Source organism: Methanolinea mesophila (assembly GCF_017873855.1).
GTDB classification, from domain to species: Archaea; Halobacteriota; Methanomicrobia; order Methanomicrobiales; family Methanospirillaceae; genus Methanolinea_B; species Methanolinea_B mesophila.
Window position 1 is genome coordinate 2,361,727 of the sequence record NZ_JAGGKR010000001.1, and the last position, 18,516, is coordinate 2,380,242.

General features: G+C 57.0%; 23 protein-coding genes. 10 read left to right on the forward strand and 13 right to left on the reverse strand.

Going from position 1 to position 18,516, the window contains the following annotated elements:
- From J2741_RS11375 to J2741_RS11390, 4 genes are read left to right on the forward strand one after another with little or no spacing between them, the layout of a single operon-like run.
- The gene (locus tag J2741_RS11375; RefSeq protein WP_209675362.1) at window positions 1–351 is read left to right on the forward strand and encodes an RNA polymerase Rpb4 family protein; all 351 of its coding nucleotides are present in this window, start codon (window positions 1–3) and stop codon (window positions 349–351) included.
- 10 nt (window positions 352–361) lie between these two features.
- Window positions 362–922: a DUF655 domain-containing protein gene (locus tag J2741_RS11380; RefSeq protein WP_209675363.1), complete on the forward strand. Its 561-nt coding sequence runs from the start codon at window positions 362–364 to the stop codon at window positions 920–922.
- Entirely contained in the window at window positions 919–1,689 is a 771-nt protein-coding gene (rsmA, locus tag J2741_RS11385; protein ID WP_209675364.1) for a 16S rRNA (adenine(1518)-N(6)/adenine(1519)-N(6))-dimethyltransferase RsmA, read from the forward strand. The genes J2741_RS11380 and rsmA overlap by 4 nt, the downstream gene beginning before the upstream one ends.
- Window positions 1,686–2,234: a HemK2/MTQ2 family protein methyltransferase gene (locus tag J2741_RS11390; RefSeq protein WP_209675365.1), complete on the forward strand. Its 549-nt coding sequence runs from the start codon at window positions 1,686–1,688 to the stop codon at window positions 2,232–2,234. The genes rsmA and J2741_RS11390 overlap by 4 nt, the downstream gene beginning before the upstream one ends.
- Before the next feature lie 132 nt (window positions 2,235–2,366).
- Here J2741_RS11390 and J2741_RS11395 read toward each other — a convergent pair whose 3' ends face one another.
- The 5 genes from J2741_RS11395 to J2741_RS12975 form a co-directional block, all read right to left on the reverse strand.
- Window positions 2,367–2,747 (reverse strand): hypothetical protein, encoded by a 381-nt coding sequence (locus J2741_RS11395; protein WP_209675366.1) that lies wholly within the window; start codon window positions 2,745–2,747, stop codon window positions 2,367–2,369.
- 455 nt (window positions 2,748–3,202) lie between these two features.
- Entirely contained in the window at window positions 3,203–3,610 is a 408-nt protein-coding gene (locus tag J2741_RS11400) for a RidA family protein (protein WP_209675367.1), read from the reverse strand.
- 204 nt (window positions 3,611–3,814) lie between these two features.
- Window positions 3,815–4,630, reverse strand: coding sequence for an energy-coupling factor transporter transmembrane component T family protein (locus J2741_RS11405; protein WP_209675368.1), 816 nt, complete (start codon window positions 4,628–4,630; stop codon window positions 3,815–3,817).
- Complete coding sequence (locus tag J2741_RS11410) at window positions 4,627–6,072, reverse strand: ABC transporter ATP-binding protein (RefSeq protein ID WP_245249518.1); 1,446 nt, start codon at window positions 6,070–6,072, stop codon at window positions 4,627–4,629. The genes J2741_RS11405 and J2741_RS11410 overlap by 4 nt, the downstream gene beginning before the upstream one ends.
- Window positions 6,069–6,653, reverse strand: coding sequence for a tryptophan transporter (locus J2741_RS12975; protein ID WP_245249519.1), 585 nt, complete (start codon window positions 6,651–6,653; stop codon window positions 6,069–6,071). The genes J2741_RS11410 and J2741_RS12975 overlap by 4 nt, the downstream gene beginning before the upstream one ends.
- A 496-nt stretch (window positions 6,654–7,149) precedes the next feature.
- Between J2741_RS12975 and J2741_RS11415 the strand changes: the two genes are divergently transcribed.
- The 3 genes from J2741_RS11415 to J2741_RS11425 are packed head-to-tail and all read left to right on the forward strand — an operon-like array spanning window position 7,150 to window position 9,889.
- Window positions 7,150–7,692 (forward strand): hypothetical protein, encoded by a 543-nt coding sequence (locus tag J2741_RS11415; RefSeq protein WP_209675369.1) that lies wholly within the window; start codon window positions 7,150–7,152, stop codon window positions 7,690–7,692.
- On the forward strand, window positions 7,693–7,929 hold the full coding sequence (locus tag J2741_RS11420; RefSeq protein WP_209675370.1) for a hypothetical protein: 237 nt from the start codon (window positions 7,693–7,695) through the stop codon (window positions 7,927–7,929).
- The gene (locus tag J2741_RS11425; protein ID WP_209675371.1) at window positions 7,916–9,889 is read left to right on the forward strand and encodes a type B DNA-directed DNA polymerase; all 1,974 of its coding nucleotides are present in this window, start codon (window positions 7,916–7,918) and stop codon (window positions 9,887–9,889) included. The genes J2741_RS11420 and J2741_RS11425 overlap by 14 nt, the downstream gene beginning before the upstream one ends.
- Before the next feature lie 52 nt (window positions 9,890–9,941).
- On the opposite strand, the gene J2741_RS11430 is transcribed toward J2741_RS11425, so the two are convergent.
- Window positions 9,942–11,021: a lamin tail domain-containing protein gene (locus J2741_RS11430; protein ID WP_209675372.1), complete on the reverse strand. Its 1,080-nt coding sequence runs from the start codon at window positions 11,019–11,021 to the stop codon at window positions 9,942–9,944.
- Between J2741_RS11430 and J2741_RS11435 the strand changes: the two genes are divergently transcribed.
- On the forward strand, window positions 11,020–12,276 hold the full coding sequence (locus J2741_RS11435; RefSeq protein WP_342452264.1) for an NADP-dependent malic enzyme: 1,257 nt from the start codon (window positions 11,020–11,022) through the stop codon (window positions 12,274–12,276). The genes J2741_RS11430 and J2741_RS11435 overlap by 2 nt on opposite strands.
- Window positions 12,277–12,481: 205 nt before the next feature.
- Here the strand turns inward: J2741_RS11435 and J2741_RS11440 are convergent, their stop codons facing one another.
- The 7 genes from J2741_RS11440 to J2741_RS11470 all read right to left on the reverse strand — a co-directional run bounded on the left by J2741_RS11440 (window position 12,482) and on the right by J2741_RS11470 (window position 16,942).
- The gene (locus tag J2741_RS11440; RefSeq protein ID WP_209675373.1) at window positions 12,482–13,285 is read right to left on the reverse strand and encodes a hypothetical protein; all 804 of its coding nucleotides are present in this window, start codon (window positions 13,283–13,285) and stop codon (window positions 12,482–12,484) included.
- Between the two features lie 4 nt (window positions 13,286–13,289).
- Window positions 13,290–13,586, reverse strand: coding sequence for a hypothetical protein (locus J2741_RS11445; RefSeq protein WP_209675374.1), 297 nt, complete (start codon window positions 13,584–13,586; stop codon window positions 13,290–13,292).
- Window positions 13,587–13,592: 6 nt separating this feature from the next.
- Entirely contained in the window at window positions 13,593–14,051 is a 459-nt protein-coding gene (locus tag J2741_RS11450) for a hypothetical protein (RefSeq protein ID WP_209675375.1), read from the reverse strand.
- A gap of 169 nt (window positions 14,052–14,220) precedes the next feature.
- The gene (locus tag J2741_RS11455) at window positions 14,221–14,460 is read right to left on the reverse strand and encodes a hypothetical protein (RefSeq protein ID WP_209675376.1); all 240 of its coding nucleotides are present in this window, start codon (window positions 14,458–14,460) and stop codon (window positions 14,221–14,223) included.
- A gap of 46 nt (window positions 14,461–14,506) precedes the next feature.
- Window positions 14,507–15,595: a glycosyltransferase gene (locus J2741_RS11460; RefSeq protein ID WP_209675377.1), complete on the reverse strand. Its 1,089-nt coding sequence runs from the start codon at window positions 15,593–15,595 to the stop codon at window positions 14,507–14,509.
- 154 nt (window positions 15,596–15,749) lie between these two features.
- Window positions 15,750–16,334: an HdeD family acid-resistance protein gene (locus tag J2741_RS11465; protein WP_209675378.1), complete on the reverse strand. Its 585-nt coding sequence runs from the start codon at window positions 16,332–16,334 to the stop codon at window positions 15,750–15,752.
- A 122-nt stretch (window positions 16,335–16,456) separates the two neighbouring features.
- Entirely contained in the window at window positions 16,457–16,942 is a 486-nt protein-coding gene (locus tag J2741_RS11470) for a deoxycytidylate deaminase (protein WP_209675379.1), read from the reverse strand.
- Window positions 16,943–17,140: 198 nt separating this feature from the next.
- On the opposite strand from J2741_RS11470, the gene tsaA reads away from it, so the two are divergent.
- The gene (gene tsaA, locus J2741_RS11475; RefSeq protein ID WP_209675380.1) at window positions 17,141–17,686 is read left to right on the forward strand and encodes a tRNA (N6-threonylcarbamoyladenosine(37)-N6)-methyltransferase TrmO; all 546 of its coding nucleotides are present in this window, start codon (window positions 17,141–17,143) and stop codon (window positions 17,684–17,686) included.
- A gap of 438 nt (window positions 17,687–18,124) precedes the next feature.
- Window positions 18,125–18,516 (forward strand): hypothetical protein (locus J2741_RS11480; RefSeq protein WP_209675381.1); only part of this gene is annotated, 392 nt, incomplete at its 3' end.

An 18,516-nucleotide genomic window follows, 5' to 3' on the forward strand; every position in this document is an offset into this window, starting at 1 on the left:
ATGAAGGTAAAAGGTATAATTCGCGAAGAGAAGATCACACTTCCCGAACTGAAAGAGATCCTGATTACGGTTGAATCGGAGCGCCTTGAGGCGGGAAAAGAGATGTCCTATGAGCTTCGGAAGAGTATCGAGCATGCCAACCAGCTGTCGAAAACCTCCGCAGAGCAGGCAAAGAACCTGGCGGGCGAGCTCCTGAAGATGGAAAAGATGAAACCGGAGATCGCCTACCGGATTACCAACCTGATGCCCAGGACCAGGGACGAGCTCCGGGCAGTATATGCCAAGGAAAAGTACTCTCTCACCGGCGAAGAGCTCGATGGAATCCTCGACCTGGTAAAAACACATTTCTGAGGGGCTGTGAATGAAGGCGGAGAAGAAAGAGGTCAACGCCATAGTGCTTGACGTACTCCTGAAAGGTCATGCCGAAGACCCACGCCCCACGTTCAAGCGCGAGCCCATCGTTCAGGCCATCGGGGTTGAGCAGTTCAAGTTGCTGGAACTGATCCCGAAGCGGGTCGAGATCCAGATCCACGACAATGTCTACATCGGGGATGGTGAGAGGGAGAAGGTCGAGCGGGTAAAGCGAAGGATACGATACGACGATCTCACCCAGACCGCAAAACTCGAACTGCCCTTCGTTGTCGAACGGATCGTAAAGGAGCGGGAACCGGATTTCGTCCAGTTTTTCAACAAGTCGATCTCGGTCACCCCGAAACTCCATATGCTCCACCTGCTTCCCGGCATAGGTAAGAAACTTATGTGGGAGATCCTCGAGGAGCGGGAGAAGAAACCCTTCGAGAGTTTCGCCGAGATCTCGCAGCGGATCAAGTCCATCCCCCACCCGGAGAAGATGATTATCAGCCGGATCCTTGAAGAACTCCAGGATCCCGATGTAAAATACCACGTGTTTACGTCGAAATGAGTGCGCCGAAAGACCAGCATTTTCTGGTCGATCCCAATGCGGTGCAACGCATTGCCGATCTCGTTCCCGTACAGGGCCGGGATGTCCTTGAGATAGGGCCCGGAGAGGGGGTGCTCACAAGGGCGCTCCTTGAACGGGGGGCCCGGGTAAACGCCATCGAAATCGACCCCGAACTGGTCGAGTACCTTTCCGTCCTTTTTTCCGACGAGATCGCTCTGGGGAGACTTTGTGTCATCCGGGGCGATGCAACCAGGTGCGAATATCCACCCTTCGAACTTGCGATCTCGAATTTACCTTACTCGGCGTCGTCCAAGATCACCTTCCGGCTTCTCGATGCCGGGTTTGAATGTGCGATATTGATGTACCAGTACGAATTTGCCCGTAGGATGATGGCTCCCCCGGGGACCCCCGAATGCGGGCGCCTCTCCATCATGGTGCAGACCTACTGCTGCGTCGAACGGTGCTTCGACCTGCCGCCCCAGTGTTTCTCTCCCAGGCCCCAGGTGCGGTCGACGGTGATGAAACTGATCCCCCGGGGACCGATATTTCCTATCTGCGACCAGGCCCTGTATGCCGATGTTGTCCGTGCCCTCTTCTCACACAGGCGGAAAACGGTGAAGAACTGCCTGAAAAGCTCGGGTGGTATCCTGAAACGTGAACACGTGGAACGGATGCTGGAAGTTCTCCCGCAGGAGATCCTGGTGTCCCGGCCCGAGGAACTCTATCTCGAGGACTTCGCGACGATCACCAACACGGTCTGCCCATGACGCACCCCCAGGTCTATTCCCCTGAGATGGATACCTACTTCCTGCTCGAATGCTCTTTAAAGGAACTCCGGCCGGGAGAGAGAGTGCTCGAGGTCGGCACCGGATCGGGGTACATCGCATCCCGGCTGGCCAGGGAAACCCGCGTGGTCGCCACCGACATCAACCCGTTTGCGGTAAGGGAGGCCAGGGACCTGGGGATAGAAGTCGTCCGGGCAGACCTGATGGACGGGCTCTCCGGGCCGTTCGATATGGTTATTTTCAACCCCCCTTACCTGCCGACCCAGCCCGAAGAACGGATCTGCGACTGGCTCGAATATGCGCTCGATGGGGGAATTTCCGGGAGGGAGGTGATAACCCGGTTCGCCGGGCAGGTAGATCGGGTGCTCGCACCCGGCGGTCGGATCCTTCTCCTCGTATCGTCGCTTACCGGTATTCACGAGGTCGGTGAGATATTCAGGGACCTGAACTACAATGTATGCATGACCGGGCAGAGGGATGTCTATGAAGAGACCCTGGTCGTCCTGAAGATCACCCGGAGAGACTGATATACCGGTCCATGCTATTTTGAAATCACTGCCGACCCCTGACACCGGACCATCGGGTGAAGAAAATTCCAATAGGGCTCGGATCATGGATGCGGAACGGTGAATCTGTGTTATCGGGAATCAAAAAAAAAATTAACTGCACCCGCCGCATCCGCAGAAGGGCGTCGGTTTTGCAAATATGGTGTCCCAGTTATAGCGGGAACTTGTCGCAGGCTGCATGAACGCGGGAGTCTCCCGGGTCGGTGTTGTGTAGGTCCGGTTTTCCGGGGGTGTCCAGTTCGTAAGAATGAAATGAGTCTGTGATCCGAAATTCCCCGCGGCAGCCGACGAAATGAGGCTTGCGCTGCTCCACTGGTTGCCTCCTGTCAGGGCGGCAATCGAGAACTGCTGTGAACCGCTCGGACCCGGTCCGAGCATGGTTCCTGAAAATCCTGCTGACGCGGAAGCGACCAGCAGGCAGAGAAGGCATGCCCCGACGAGGGCCGCCGTGATTCGTGGGATGGTGTGATTCATATCGGGTTTTCCTCCACGTGTATTCGTATGACAAAACATCTGAGACCTGCAGGATAATATACCCGCTGGTCGGGATTACCGGGCAATCCCCGGTCATAAATAGTAAAATTTACCCCGGAGGAACAGGAGTTTCAGCTCCGCGAGACAAAACTCCGGGAAGGACACCGTTCGGCCTCACGGTCGGGAGGAACCGGCCCGTTTATCCGGCATTCTCCCTGGTCTCCTTTTCCGGGGCGGTACATGGCACAGTCGCTGCATACACCCATAGTCACTATTGATCCCTGCCAGGTCAAAAATTATCGCTGTACGCGGGAACTCCCCGGGGGACTTCGGTGAAGAGTGTTCTTGCGGCAGGTCATTGCACCGGTTTTCCCGGAATATCTTCATGCCCGCCGCGGCGGTGACCCTAATATCTTTCCGCGGGAAATGGTATCCCCTGAGGAAAACCCCTTATGTTATTCCGGGACAACGGCAACGGCTTCGATCTCCACCAGCCAGTCCGGGTGTCCGAGGCCTGCGACGAACACCACGGTAACCGCGGGCAGCCGTGGGCTGTCACCCCATTTTTCGAGGAATGCAAGGGCACCCACCCGCGCGTCCTGGCCCTGGACAAGGTAAATCGTGAATTTTACGACACCGGAAAGATCCGCACCGGCAGCATCGAGCACTGCCCGGATATTCTCGAGCGCCTGCCCGGTCTGGGCTTTCAGGTCCCCCTTCCCGACCACAGACCCGTCACGTGCAATGCCGTTTTTCCCGCCGATATAGATCGTGGTGTGGCTGCCTTTCACGGCGACCGCGTGGGAGTAACCGCGGGGCGGAGCCAGTTCTTCCGGGTTGATAACGCTGATTCTGTCTGCCATGTCAATCCGTTTCCTGTTACCGGTTTTAGGTTCCGGTCCAGTTCCATATAGTGATTACCCTTTTACAGACTCTTCCGGCATGATCGTCGCCGTGCGGAAAAATGGTCGCCGGCAGGTAAGGGGCGAAGTGACACGACACACGAAAATAGTGTGAGATCCGGGATCTCACTTTATTTTCCCTGAAAGAAGATTGTCAGTTCCGCTTCATATGACCGGGGTCATGACGCCGGTGAAAGTCATCACCAGCACAGCCCCGTATACCACAGAGAATACGAGGAGCATGGCGATGGCTGCATGGTCCAGTCGCCCCATGACCATCTCCCGGTGCCTGCGGAGGATTTTCGTCCGGTAGCCGCGGAGATCGATGGTCAGGCCCATCACGTTGGACCGGGCAAGGGCATTGGAGACAAGGGGGATCAGCACCGGTGCAACGCTCCGTATTCTCCCCACGAAACCCTGGCCGGGGTTGTAGCCCCTGGCCAGCTGGGCCTCGTGAATCCTTTTCCCCTCTATCTGGAGGGTGGGGATGAATCTCAGCGCGATGATGAACATCAGTGTGTAGTCCGGCGGGACCCTGACCCGCTCCATCGCGTGTACCAGGTCACGGGGCTGGGTGGATATGACAAAGAGCTGGACCGCGGTTATCAGGATGGCAAACCGCAGGGTCAGGACGACTCCATACAGAAGGCCCCCGATGGTGACGGGAAGGCTCCCGCCTATCACCGGTACTCCGGGGGGTACGAGGTAGCCGATGACCGGACCGGCAGGCATCGTAAACACGGTGATCAGGATCAGGACCGCACTCATCACGATGATCAGGGTCATCTGCTGGAAAAGTTCCCGATGGAGGCGGCTGATCCAGGCCAGGATAATGATTCCCAGGAATATGGCGACGAGTGCCAGGATTTCGGCCGAAAAGATGGCAAAGATGCTGACTACAAGGACGAAGAGGATCTTTGTACCGGGATGCAGCCTGTGGAACAGCGTATCCTTATGTACATACTGGAGGATCTCGGTCATGGCCCGCACTCCCCGCGCCCGGTATCGGAGACGATCCTCCCGTGGTCCATGGTAATCACTCGGTCGGCACACTGGTTCGCGATCGCTTTGCTGTGGGTGACGATAATTATGGTACGGCCTTCCCGCTGGAGCTGGTGCAGGATCTCCATGACCTCACGGGCTTCGTTGCCGTCGAGCCCCGTAGTTGGTTCATCGAGCACGATTACCGGCGTCTGCATTGCCCGGACACACGCTATAGCAAGCCGCTGCCGCTCGCCCCGTGAGAGCCACCGGGGATACAGTTCCCCGGTGTGCTCGAGCCTCGCCTCTGATAGCGCGAGTGTGACTGCAGCATCACTGTCCGTGATTCCCATGTTTTTGGCACCGAATGCCACTTCTTCCCGCACGGAATTGGCGAAGAACATGTGGTCCGGGTTCTGGAACACCAGGCCTACCGAGTGGGCCAGGGTCGCAATCGGGACACTGGCGGCATTATGCCCGTTTACCACTACGGTTCCCGATCCCGGCCTGAGGAGCCCGACAAAATGTTTTATCAGGGTGGTCTTGCCGGACCCGTTTTCTCCTACGATGGCAAGGAACTCGCCCGGGAAGATGTCCAGGTCTATACCCAGGAGGGCCGGGATCTCACCGTAGAAGTGGTGCAGCCCACGGACAGAGATGACAGGAGTCGTTTCTGCCGGAATTGCTTTTGCGGGCTGTTCCCTGACTCCTTCGTAATCGGGAATGAGGATCGATCGGAAGTGGTCGTCCGCGAGGGCCTCGTCAGGGGGTCCTGAATAACGGATGCTGCCCTCCTCCATGATGACCAGGAGATCCGCAAGCTCGCGCATCCGGGAGAATTTGTGCTCGACCAGGATGATGGTCTTGCCCCTGCTCTTCAGGTCTCTCAGAATTTCCACGATACTTGAAGTCCCGTGCTCGTCCAACTCCGAGGTGGGCTCATCGAGAATAAGGATATCGTTCCCGAGTGCCAGCGTCGCCGCGAGTACCACGCGCTGTTTCTGCCCGCCGGAGAGGTTGTGAGGGGCCCGGTCTTTCAGCTCGGTCAGGCGCGTGAGGTCCATCACCTGCGAGAGCCGCGACTCGATCTCGTCACCGGAGAGATTTTTTCGTTCCAGTGCGGAGAGGATCTCCTCCTCGACGGTCGTGAAGATCAGCTGGGCATCGGGGTCGTCGAAGACCATCCCCACCTGGGAGGATATCTCTGTCAGGTCATGGTATTCCCACACGTCCTTTCCACCGATACGAATTCTCCCGGAAATCTTCCCGCCATACTCGTGGTCGAGTATCCCGGACGCAGCAAAGCAGAGCGTCGTCTTGCCGGCACCCGAAGGCCCGGTCACCAGTACGCACGTACCGGGAGAAAGGGAGAGGGAGAGGTGCTCGACCGCACTTTTCCCTGTTTGAGGATAGGAATAACTTACGTCATCGAGTTCTATCATTCGGCTCCTCGTGTTGTATCGCCTGCGGATCCCCGCATCGCTCCCTTTTCAGGCCCGCGTACCAGTACCCGGTTCGCAGGGAAGTAGAGGATCTGGACGATTATCGCGTTGAAGATCGCGGTGATCACCACAATAGGTACGAAGACCAGGACGAAGATGCTTTCTACACCGCCCATTGTCGGGTATTTCATCAGCAGCGGCTGCGATACGATAAAGATGGCGATGAACGCGAAGGTCAGGCCGCTCGCTATGGTGGCGATGAACGTAGTGATCCCTTCTGCTCCGATAAGCCTGCCACGGAGCAGCGCATACACGCCGAAGCATACCAGGGCGCCAATCGGCTCGCTCACCAGGTTTCCCGGCGGGAAGATGGAACTGGTGATCAGCATGGATAAAATTCCCGCCACGATCCCTATGCCCAGAGCTTCGTACACTTTCGGACGGACGAGGATGATTGCCAGACAGTAAAAGGCGATCACCATGTTCGGGGTCATCGGCGTGTGCAGCATGGCGAGGAAATAACGGAGGATGGCTCCGACCGCCAGCAGGATTCCAACTATCGCAATATCTCTTGACTTCATGGGTTTCACATCATACAAAGCATATTCTCACAAGTTACACTGACAATAAATTTCAGAGAAGAATTCACCAGCGCGGCTTATGGAAAACAGGACCCCGGACGGTACGCAGGAAAATTTGCCTGCTGCCGGCTGCAAAAAGCCGGGTTCTCTGTCCAGGATACGAGTTGGATACTATCATGGTGTTCTCACTTGAACATTTAACTTCTCTAATGTATAATTTTATACATTCATGGATAAAAAGGATCCGGTTTTTTGCACCTGCACCAGAGGCTGGTGCGCCGAAGAAGAGACTGCCCCGTCCCTTTAAACCCGCTCATCCATCCGGGTTCCGACCGGAAGCGGAAGCGACCGGGTGCGGGGCAGCCAGGAAAAAAAAGAAATATTTAACGATATTTTTAAAAATTAACCGATTTAGTTCTCTAAAAAAATTACTGCGATCACACTTTCACCCTGCACTCTCTCCACCCTTTTGACCGGACGGGTGCAACTGCTCTTCATGGAATTTGATCTGCACCCTGCGATCACCCTGCAAACCGGCACCTTCAACGCGGTCATCGCGCCGGAGGAGGCGATACTTGCCGGTATCAACGACAACCGGGTGCTGCAGCGCTTCCTCTTCCTCTACGTGAGCGGGAACTACTCCCGACTCCTCTCCGGCATCAACCGGCGGTCGGTCAACATCGAGGTGAGGAGGGCGTTCACCGCGTTCCAGCTCCTGCAGATCCTGCGGGAATCGTACCATACCATTCTCTTCGTGGAGCATGATCCCTCCCTCTACGACGGAGCGGAGGAACTTGCCGAACAGGTGGGGCACGCGCTCAAGGAGGCGGGAGAACGGGCGCTGGTCGTCCTCTACACTCCCCGGCCGGACCAGTCCTTCGAGAAGATGACACGGTTCGCGAGCCGGGTCTTTTACCTGGCCCCGGGGGCGGGACCGGGCGCCGGACGGGGGGCCCCGCACCGGCCCCGCATCAGGTATCCCGGCGGTGCTCCGCGTGAACAGACCACCCTTGAGGGGTACGGGACGGGGTGTCGGTAGATGGGGCGCAGTTTCATGAGCGTGCGGATGGGCGCGAAGGAGATCACCGAGCGGTGGACCCGTGCGGCGAAGGCGCTCCGGGAAGAGGACCAGGTAATTGCCCTCAGGGTGGTGGAGATGGCGAAGAAACACTCGAGCGAGGCGTTCTACGCCTTCGACGACCCACTGGAAGCGGTCTGTTTCTCCGTGCTGATCGAGCTCCTGAAAGAGCAGGACCGGCGGCATGTGGATCATTGATACCTGCTACCGGGACGGGTGCGTGGAGATCTGGGAGAAAGAACGGGAGGGGGTGGTCCGCCGGAGGAAGGTGCCCTATGAACCGGGCTTTTACCTGCACTTCCCGGACCCGCACCAGTACTGGGAGATCCTGGAGGCACTCGGGGAGCAGTTCGGGGCGGAGGAGTGCGTCATCCGCACGGTCTACGGGGAGCTCTCCGGGTACCACGTCCGGGCAGGGAGGGAGGCGGCCGACGCCATCGAGCGCCAGACCGGGTACGCGGCCCAGATCTTCAATGCCGACCTGCGCTACGACCAGCGGTACCTGGCCGAACAGGGAATTTTTCCCTGCGGGGAGGAAGGAGAATCCCGGTTCTCCACCACGTTTTCGCTGCCGCTGCGGACGATGGAGGTCACAGTGGAGGAGAACCCCTTCGGGAAGGGTCCGGTCACCCGGGTCAGGGTGCGGCACGACCGTACCGAGCAGCTCTCCGGGAGCGAACCTGCGGTGCTGTCGGACCTGGCGGATCTGGTGGCATCTTCCGACCCGGACGTGGTCCTCTTCCCCCTTGCCGACGTGTGGATGCCCCGGCTGGTCGCGGGATGCCGGAAGGCGGGGCTCGACCCGCCGTTCACCAGGACCGGCCGGTTCAGGAGGCTCGACGGCAAGTCGTACATGAGCTACGGGAGGACGGAGTTCCGGGTAGGGGCCCTGATCCCCGACGGGCGGGTGCTCATCGATACCCGGCAGAGCTTCAACTACCGGGAGGGGGGGCTCTCCGGGATCCTTCTCGGGTCCCGGCTTACCGGGCTCTCGCCCAATATGGCCGCCCGCTACACGTCGGGGACGCTCATATCCACCTACGAGGTCTACGAGGCCCTGCAGGAGGGGATCGCGGTACCCTACCGGAAGAGCGACCCGGAGAGGGTGAGGAGGTTCGACGAACTGCGGGCGTGCGACCGGGGAGGGATGATGTTCCAGCCCGTCCCCGGCCTTTACGGGACGGTATACCAGATCGATTTCTCATCCCTGTATCCCGCGGTGATCGTCAAGTACAACCTCTCCCCCGAGACGCTCGATCATCCGGGACAGGAGGGATTTCTTCCCCGGGTGCTCCGCCCCCTCCTCGCCATGCGTCTGGAGACCAAGCGGAGAAAGGAGGTCGAGCCCGCGCTTGCGGGGATAGACTCCCTCCTGAAATGGATGCTGGTCACCTGCTTCGGGTACACGGGGTATAAAAATGCCAAGTTCGGCCGGATCGAGGTGCATGAGCTGATCACCGGCCATGCCCGGGAGATCCTGCTCGAGTCGCGGGACCTCGCCGAGCAGGCGGGTTTTTCCGTGCTCCACGGGATCGTGGACTGCCTCTGGCTCCAGGGAGAAGGACGGGTCCCGGACCTCAAGGCGCGTATCGAGCAGGAGACGGGACTCCATACGACGCTGGAGACCTATGACTGGCTGGTGTTCCTTCCCATGCCTGACGGGTTCGGGGCGTACAATCGTTACTACGGCAGACTTGACAACGGGGAGGTGAAGGTGCGGGGCATTGCAGCCCGCCGGAGGGATACCCCGGCCTACGTGCGGGAGTTCCAGAAGGATCTCCTGGACCTGCTGGGCCGTGCCGGAAGTCCCCGTGAGATGGCGGCCCTGCAGGAGGACGCTGCCCGGCGCTACCGGGAGGCACGGGAGGCGCTTCCCTATGCGGATCCCAGGGAGTTGGCGATCCGCCGGCAGGTAAGCCGCCTGAACTACACCCGGAGTTCTCCCGAAGGTTCGGCGGTCCGGGCCTGTCAGGAGGCCGGGATCGATCTGGAGCCCGGGATGGAGATCGGGTATGTCGTCACGGATGCCCGGAAATGGAGGGTGGCGCTCGACTGGAATGCCACCTGCTTTGATACCGGCTACTACCGTCAGCTCCTGGAGAAGGCCTGGATCGAGGTACGCTTCGCGCTTGACCGGGCCCGGGAAGCCGCCGGTTAATATTCCGGGGACATGGTCCGAAGATCTTTCTTTGGAGGATCCGGCAGGGTGATTACTTTCCCCAGGTGAACGTGCTGACGACCATTCCCGAGGGGTCGAGGAGGGTGACCGTATCGCGATCGTTGTTGAGGAGCGGGGAGGTATGGTTCCAGTAGACTGAGGTGCTGTTCCCGGTCCCCTTTCCGGGGTGAAGGGTTATCGTGTCCCCGGGAAGGATCGGAATCCGGGGGAAGGTGAAGGCGACTCCTCCGCCCTCACGGATCATCCAGCCCCCGAGATCTACCGTTTCCGGCCCTGCATTGGAAATAATGATGTATTCGCCGTTCGGATCTTCCCGGTCGTCACCGGGGGGATCATAGACCACCTCCTGGATGCAGGGACCCGCCGGGCCTGCCGGAGGGTCGGGTATCAGATCCGGAGCAGGAGCCGGGTGAGAGTTCTGTAATTGTTCCGGGGAAAGAGCGGGTTTACTCACCTGCATGTCGCATGGAGCCGCAGGGGGGAGGCCGGCCCACAGCCCGGTTCCGGTTTCCCGGGCCGCCTGTTCCAGCCTGATATACTCGTCCTTTCTCGAAAAGTTCTCTGCGGTATACGCCCGGGCAAGGCCTTCGCGGAGAAGAAGTGCCCCGAAGTCGCTGCCGTCCGGTGAAGTAACATAGGCGAGGACGCGTCCGTACCGGTCCCTCGTACCTGCAGACCGATCGACTTCCAGGACGATCTCCCTTCCGTCCAGGAAAGCCCTGGTGTAACAACCGGCATAACCCCCCCATTCGGCAAGGAGGACGGTGTCGTCGATGTTCCCGTATTCTCCGCCGCTATTGGCTCCCACGGTCGTTTCCGGGGTGTCCACTCCAAGTATCCGGACCCGCTCGGTAGTTCCTCCGGGGAACTGCACATCGAGAGTATCCCCATCCACCACATTGGTGACGACTGCATGGTATCGCATCCCGGGAACCGGGTCTCCTGGCTTCCCTTCCCCGGAAGAGAACGTGGTGGTGCATCCCGTACAGGCCAGGGCGAGAACGAGCGCGAAGGCGAATATAAAACCGAAGGAGAGCGAGCGAAGCGTCACCCTGTAAAATCTGTACCCGATGATCATAAAAGGAACGTGGAGGGGGACCGCAATGCTCATGATTCCCCCGGCAGATGTGAAGGAAGGAGAGACTGTGATGAGCGAGGAGGAGACTGACCATAACGCAATCTACCAGGAAGCCCTGGCCCTTCATGAAGAACACCGGGGAAAACTCGAGATACGGTCAAAAGTCCCGCTCGAGACCCGGCGGGACCTTTCCCGTGCGTACACGCCGGGAGTGGCCGAGGTCTGCAGGGCAATCCAGAAGAACAAGGACCTGGCCTATCGTTATACCCTGAAAGGGAACTCGGTGGCGATCGTTACCGACGGTTCGGCCGTCCTCGGCCTGGGCAACATCGGGGGATACGCCGCGATCCCGGTGATGGAAGGCAAGGCGGTACTGTTCAAGAAGTTCGCAGGAATCGATGCATTTCCCATATGTTTCGAGAATTACCACTCGGATTTCGTCGAAGAGGTCAGGAACATCGCCCCGGTATTCGGGGGGATAAATCTGGAGGATATCGCCGCTCCCAAATGCTTCGAGGTGGAGGAGGCCCTCCAGGACATCGGGATCCCGGTGATGCACGACGATCAGCACGGAACCGCCATCACGGTCCTCGCCGCCCTCCTCAATGCCTGCAGGGTAACCGGTAAGGAGTTCGACGATCTCAGGGTGGTGATCATCGGGGCGGGTGCGGCCGGGTATGCCATCTCGAGACTGCTACGCTGTATCGGCTATAACCCCGACGTCTGCTCCCCGGTCAGGGAGATCGTGGTCTGCGATACCAGGGGTATCATCCACAGGAACCGGAAAGGGCTGTACGACAATAAGTACAAATTTATCCTTGCCGACGAGACCAACAGATCGGGAAAAACGGGTTCGATCGCAGACGCCCTCGAGGGTGCGGATGCAGTGATCGGGGTCTCAGGTCCCGGGGTCCTTTCTCCGGATATGATCAGATCCATGAACGAAAGGCCCATCGTATTCGCAATGGCCAATCCCGTACCCGAGATCCTCCCGGAGGACGCAAAACGCGGGGGAGCATACATTGTCGGCACCGGAAGGAGCGACTATCCGAACCAGATCAACAATGCACTGGCGTTCCCTGGGGTATTCAGGGGAGCCCTGGACGCGTATGCGACCCGGATTTCCGACGAGATGAAGGTGGCTGCGGCACATGCCATGGCGAATTTTGTCGTAAGGCCCAACAGGGAGCACATCATGCCCGCGGTCCTCGACAAGGGCGTGACCACCACAATTGCGAAGGCGGTGAAGGAGGCGGCGATCACCGCAGGATACTCAAGAACCCTGTAATTTATAGACAATCCTACCGGGGAACCGCAGAATGGGGGATTCCGGGTACTTTTCGGGGCTTATGTATGCATCCGGGTATTCCCTGCACTTTTTCGCCCTCTTTGATGTGCACTCAGGCGGAAATTAAGGCGATTTGGGGAGATTTAGACAATAGGACGCCCTGCCCCGTTTCGCAACCAGGTCTTACAGACCCGGGCGCACCGGTTCAGGGGACGGGAGCCCTGGAAATTTCATGCAGTTCCCTCAGGTAACGTTCCCTGCGGGTAACGTACGCCCCCCTGTCGTCGCCGAATGGGATATATTCACTGACCGCCCAGCCCTGACCGGCAAGCCTGATCCTGGTCCGGTCCGCCAGTCCCATCAGGAAACCGAACTCGATCCGGTCCCGGTCCGCTTCGAAATGCTCCTCGATCCAGGCGATAAGATCGGGGTCATGGGTCCCGGCCTGGACCCGCCCCCCCCGTTCGATTATGTCTTCGATGAGAGTTCTCATCCTCTTCTGGATGGCCGTGAAATCCTTTACATCGCCTGGATAGGTCCCTTTCACGATCCTGGGAACGATCCCGTGAGAATGGAGAAGGGCGAGGTCATCAGCGGTCCGGTCGAGGTTGGCCTGCACCGCCAGGGTCACAGGAAATCCGGCATCGCGACAGGAGACCGCGACCCGGAGCGTCCTGTCCACGGTCCCTCTTCCCTCCATATCCATCTCGAATGGCACCGAGGCTCCCGCGGCATATTCGGCAAGATCCAGGATGATCCGCTCGGCCCCGGGATAATCGGACATCAGCCCGAAAGGAGTGGGTTTGATCGATATCGAGGCGGAGAGTTTCCCGGCTGCGATAGTGTCTGTCAGCGAACGGTAATTGCCGGCCAGCGCCTCCTGGACCACGTGGTCCGCACTCGGAGGGCCGAAGATGTGGAGGATGCATCGTATATTCTCCCCGTTGTTCTCCCGGCAGCGCTCCAGTACGCAGGATATGTCGGGACAGGTCCACCGGTTCGCCGCCATCAGCTCATTGCCCCTCTTTCCCGCGGTTACAACCCGTGACAGTGGAATCCGGTTCGGAATAAATCTTCCAGATACCGATCAGGATTGAGAGCGTGGCGATGAAAAATATCCCCGACAGAACATTCTGGGAAACCTGAACCCCGATTAAATGCGCCGAATCATATACTACGTATATCCCGAACGTGAGCGCGATATACCAGCCGTAGCATCTTTTTTTCCGCACCGCAATGGCTAACCCGAGTATGACCAGGATTACCTCGATACCGATCGATACCGGTTGGATAAGTGTGGAGATCTCCATATTCTCTCAGAGCTCCCGGCCGGCAGGGATATCCGTAGCCGTCGCGGGGTCTTCACCAGACGACGGGATCTCGTCGTTCGTATCAGCCCCGGAAAAGTCACGCCTCTCCACGTCGAGATACCAGTCGTGCTGGATCTCAGATATTTTCTTCTCCATCATTTTTTTCTCATCCGGCGCAAGGGTTTCACCTTCTTTTCCCAGACGGACATGCCATAACTCGAGAAGTGCCGATATCTCCTGATCTTTTCGCTTGAGTGCCGCCAAAAGGCTCTCTATTCTCAGTTTGAGGTATTCCTGCTGGTCGCATTTTTCCCAGAGGGACAGCTCGCCCCCGCGGGCGAAATGAGATGAGAGTATTCCGCAGGCCAGGGTGGTGATATCGGCGATACCCCTCCGGTTCGCCTCCTCCTCGAGAAGGGAGGCAATGGACCGGGGGATCACGATCGAAACGGATGAGTCTGGCATAAAGTAGATACACGTTCGATGGTCTATATCAGGTTTCTGGAAAAAACGAGACCCCCCGAATAGTTTTCCCTGAAGACCGGCGGAAGACCGATCGAAACCGGGAATCCGGGAAGACCTGGTCAGGCCGGTCACGGGCAGCACGGGGAACGCCCGGGTTATCAGAATTGCATTAGATAATCCCGGCCTTTCGCAAAACGAGTCCCAGTCCGAAATATCCTGTGGCGAGGATAAGATACCGGGTGAGTTTCCACTCAATGTAACTGAAATTGCCGGAAAAATATGCCTGGACCAACAGAACCGACTGGAACGTCATCCAGCTCACGAAGGCAATTATCGCGGCATAGGCAAGAAGTGTACCGAATGTCCAGGTCAGTACGAGGGAATCTACCGGTTCTTCTCTCCACTTCATGATATGGGCCCCCTATCCGGAGTATCCTGTGTCATATCGGGCGACATTATTCCAGGTACCTCGAAAGCAGATGTTCATAGAGACGGGCGATATTCAGATCTGTTGATGGCATCTCCGGAAATCCCGAATAATTCCGGGCACGGTCGATATCTCTTTCGAGCTTCAGGCGGTACTGGCTCCTCGAATAGAACCACTTTTTATTACGGTAATACGACGAGAGGTATTCCTGTTCCCACTGGCCGGGTGTGGGGATGAACAAACCATTCTTCAACTGCAGTTCCGCAAGATCCATCATGGTGGTGTAGCCGGACCGGCAGATAATAAATTTCGCACGGGACATGAGCGCTGTTTTTTCATGGTTTGGCACGTAGGAAAATACCGCGGTGTTGTCGTCGCCGGGGACCTCCCGGTTCGATCCGGGTGTTCCAAGGAGAATTACCTTCTTCCCGGGGAGAAGGGGAACCTGCTCAAGGAGGATCTTTTCCAGTGCAGTCCGTTGAGGTTCCATTCCGGATATCAGCGCCAGGATATCGATGTCTTTATCGGATTTTTTCCTGTCAACCGATGCTATGATGCCTGCATACCAGAATTCGGGTTTTTTTCGCCTGAAATAAGTCCGGGATAATTTTCCTCCCAGGGAAAGGTCACCTGGAGGGTTATCCGGGATAATGACCGCGTCGTATCTCCGGAATGCGTTTGTGTTCACCCGGATCCCGATGAGCTCCGCAGGCCAGAACAGGAGCGGCAGGCTCTGATGGATCTGGTGCGTGATGTGAACGGACGGAATATCCGCGGAAAAGACTCCCGGACGGGAATCACTGATAATTAGGTCGTAGTGGTCTTTTGATAGAATTCCCGCAAGCGTCCTGCGCTCGTCTGCAAGACTTTGTATCAGCCTGGGCAGGTGGGCGGTAAAGGTAGGAAAAAAGAACCGTCCGCGGTTGTAGGGAAGGGGATAGTCTTCGAAATGCAGGAACCTGCAGGTCGGGAACTCCCGTTCAAGGAGAGTGTAGGCATTACCGCAGGCTCCGATGGTAACCTCGTGACCCTTGCGAAGAAGTTCGCGAATGATTGGGATGTCCCTCGCCGCATGTCCGAGGCCCCAGTTCAACGGTGTTATCAGCACGTTTCCCATCTGTTTACAGGACCTCCCTGCCGGGGCATTCCCGGGAATCCGGTATTCACAGTATAAAGGTCGTAATTATTTGTTATTTTCGAAATGTACGCGGTTAAAATTCACATATCCTGGTATTAACACATCCCACAGGGAGAGCAGGTTCGAAAAAAGATTATTGTTCCGGCCGGGTTACGCACCCCTTCTGCAGGCGATGAATGACATACGCCGCAACCAGGCTGAGGATCCCATAGATGATGAAGTAGATTCCCACGAGATATCCGAGAAGGATAACTGCGCCAAATAGCGGGTATACCATGAAGAGGATCGCGAAGATAAACGAGAGAATTCCTATCAGCACCTGTACCCAGCGATGGGGTACGGTTTTCTCCGTCGCTGCCCAGAGGAGGTAGAGAATGCCGATGATGAACAGGATGATGGCAATGATCTCTGTAATTATCACGGCAATGACCTGCGGGACGATGAAAGATGCGATACCGAATATGAACCCGATCACCGCCGCGAGGAGCAGGAGGCCTGAACGGGGAGCCCCGGCAGGACTCATGAGCGCTGCGATAAGTGCCAGCAGCGAAAGGATGAGTATGATCACTCCGAATAGCACCACGACGACCGTCGCGGTCACTTCCGGGAACAGGATCATAAGGATCCCGAATATCACTCCGAGTATTCCAAGGAATGCAAATCCGCCCCATTTCAGGTGGCAGATATTCATCTCGACAACCGTCAGTTCTTCAACCATGTAAATCAGGTGCAGGAGAATCTTTTCGGAAGTATTTAAGATATTCCTTATAATTCACGGCACATGGAAGGAGAGTTCGGGAAGGTCAGCGATACTGCCGGTACCCGGCTGGTGACACACTTCTATGACTTATCCGTCCCCAGGGCCTCTCTGCTCCGCATCTGGTAAAGCACCATCGGATCCATCTCCCGGTATTCGCTTTCGCTGGTTCTCATGATTACGTTCCGGATCCCGGAGTTCACGATCATCTTGGAGCAAAGAAAACAGGGCCATATCTGTGTCAAATCCCCGGTTCCGACCTCAAAGCCGGCAAGATAAAGCGTGCAGCCCCGGGCCTGTTTCCCGGCCTGGATCAGGGCGTTCATCTCGGCATGGACACTCCTGCACCGCTCGTAATTTGAGCCCGACGGGATGTTGTGCTCTTTACGCCAGCAGGTGGCGAGCTCCGTGCAGTCCATCTGTTTCCGCGGAGCGCCCGTATACCCGGTCGAGACGATGGTCTGGAATTCGTCGACGATTATCGCTCCAAAATTACGCCGAAGACAGGTCCCCTGGTGGGCGCAACGGAACGCGAGATCAAGGAAGTACTGGTGCCTGTCGGTTCGCATTCACCAGAGTATTGACGACACCCGGATAAAGAACCAGTGGATCGGTGAGAGCTGGAAATAAAAGGTATGTCAACACTGACAATCGGAGACGATCCTGGCCCTGGCGTTTCGGCAAATACGAAAATTACATGATATCAGGGTTCATTAAGAGCTGTAATAAATGAAGCCGGGAAATCCCGAGGGATCACGGAGAACTCCATGGAATCATATGAAGAATATCGTGAAATCTGGAAAAACAGGACGATAGCCTATCACCCGATCGGGATCATCCGTTCTGACCACACGGAACACGAAAACACTCCAGTTCAGGGAATTTTTACCCCTTCTCCCGGACTGGTAGAAGTATTCCCGGAATTTTCAGAGGGATTGAAGGATATCGATCAATTTACCCACCTCTACCTGCTCTATCATTTCGACCGGGCCACCGGCACTGCCCTTATCAGAAAACCGTTCCTTGACGACGGTGAGGAACGGGGGATCTTTGCCATTCGGCATTTCAACAGGCCGAACCCGATCGGGCTTTCCATTGTCGGGCTCACCCGCGTAAGTGGAAATGTCCTTGAGGTTACCGGGGTTGACATCCTGGACGGAACCCCCCTTCTGGATATCAAACCCTATATCCGCCAGTTCGATGCCCGGGAAGGTGTGAAAAGCGGCTGGGTGGATGAACAGGACCTCGCTGATATCGGGGGGATGAACAGCACACCGAAACGTCTCAGGGAACGGGAAAACAGGCAGATGTAATGTATCAGGGTCCGCATGAGAGGTGCCCTGGAGAGTTCAGGATACATTAAATGTTAAGGATTAGGCCTCGTTAAGAGAGAACTCCTCTGTAACCTGACATTTTCGCCCCCAGAATCTGATGTTAGAGAAGGTGGGATAGCCCGCGAAAGGCATGGGCATCACGGCATTGACGTATCATTGCTACAATTATACTATAAAATATTTTTGGTGAAATAGCTCCTCGCGCACAGGTCTCCCTCTGCGAGTCTCTTAGTAGTATGATTATTACCTCACCTCTCAGAGTAAAATCAATTAGTTTATATAGTACTGTTCATACTGTCCAGCATTTATTCAATATGTTCCCGGATTTCCGGCTGAATAAAAATGCCTGAAATAGAAAACCGGGAATGTAAAATCGATAAACTGCATTCATTGGAATCCGGATTCCGAGGTGCCCTGATGAGCGTGAGAAGATCCAAACATGAAAAGAATTATCATACGGTTTATCTTGCCGTTGTGCTGGTATTGTGCATCTTTCTGTTGGTAAGCCCTGTTCTTGGCGCAGCCCGCGGGGAAGGATCACCAGCTGCCGAGGTCACTCCTACTGTGACAACGACGTCGGTCGAGACCACTCCTGTTCCAGAGATTACTACGGTCATAGAGGAAACCCCTGCAGCCGAGGAAACCCCTGCAGCCGAGGAAACCCCTGCAGCCGAGGAAACCCCTGCAGCCGAGGAGACCCCTGCAGCCGAGGAAACCCCTGCAGCCGAGGAAACCCCTGCAGCCGAGGAAACCCCTGCAGCCGAGGAAACCCCTGCAGCCGAGGAAACCCCTGCAGCCGAGGAAACCCC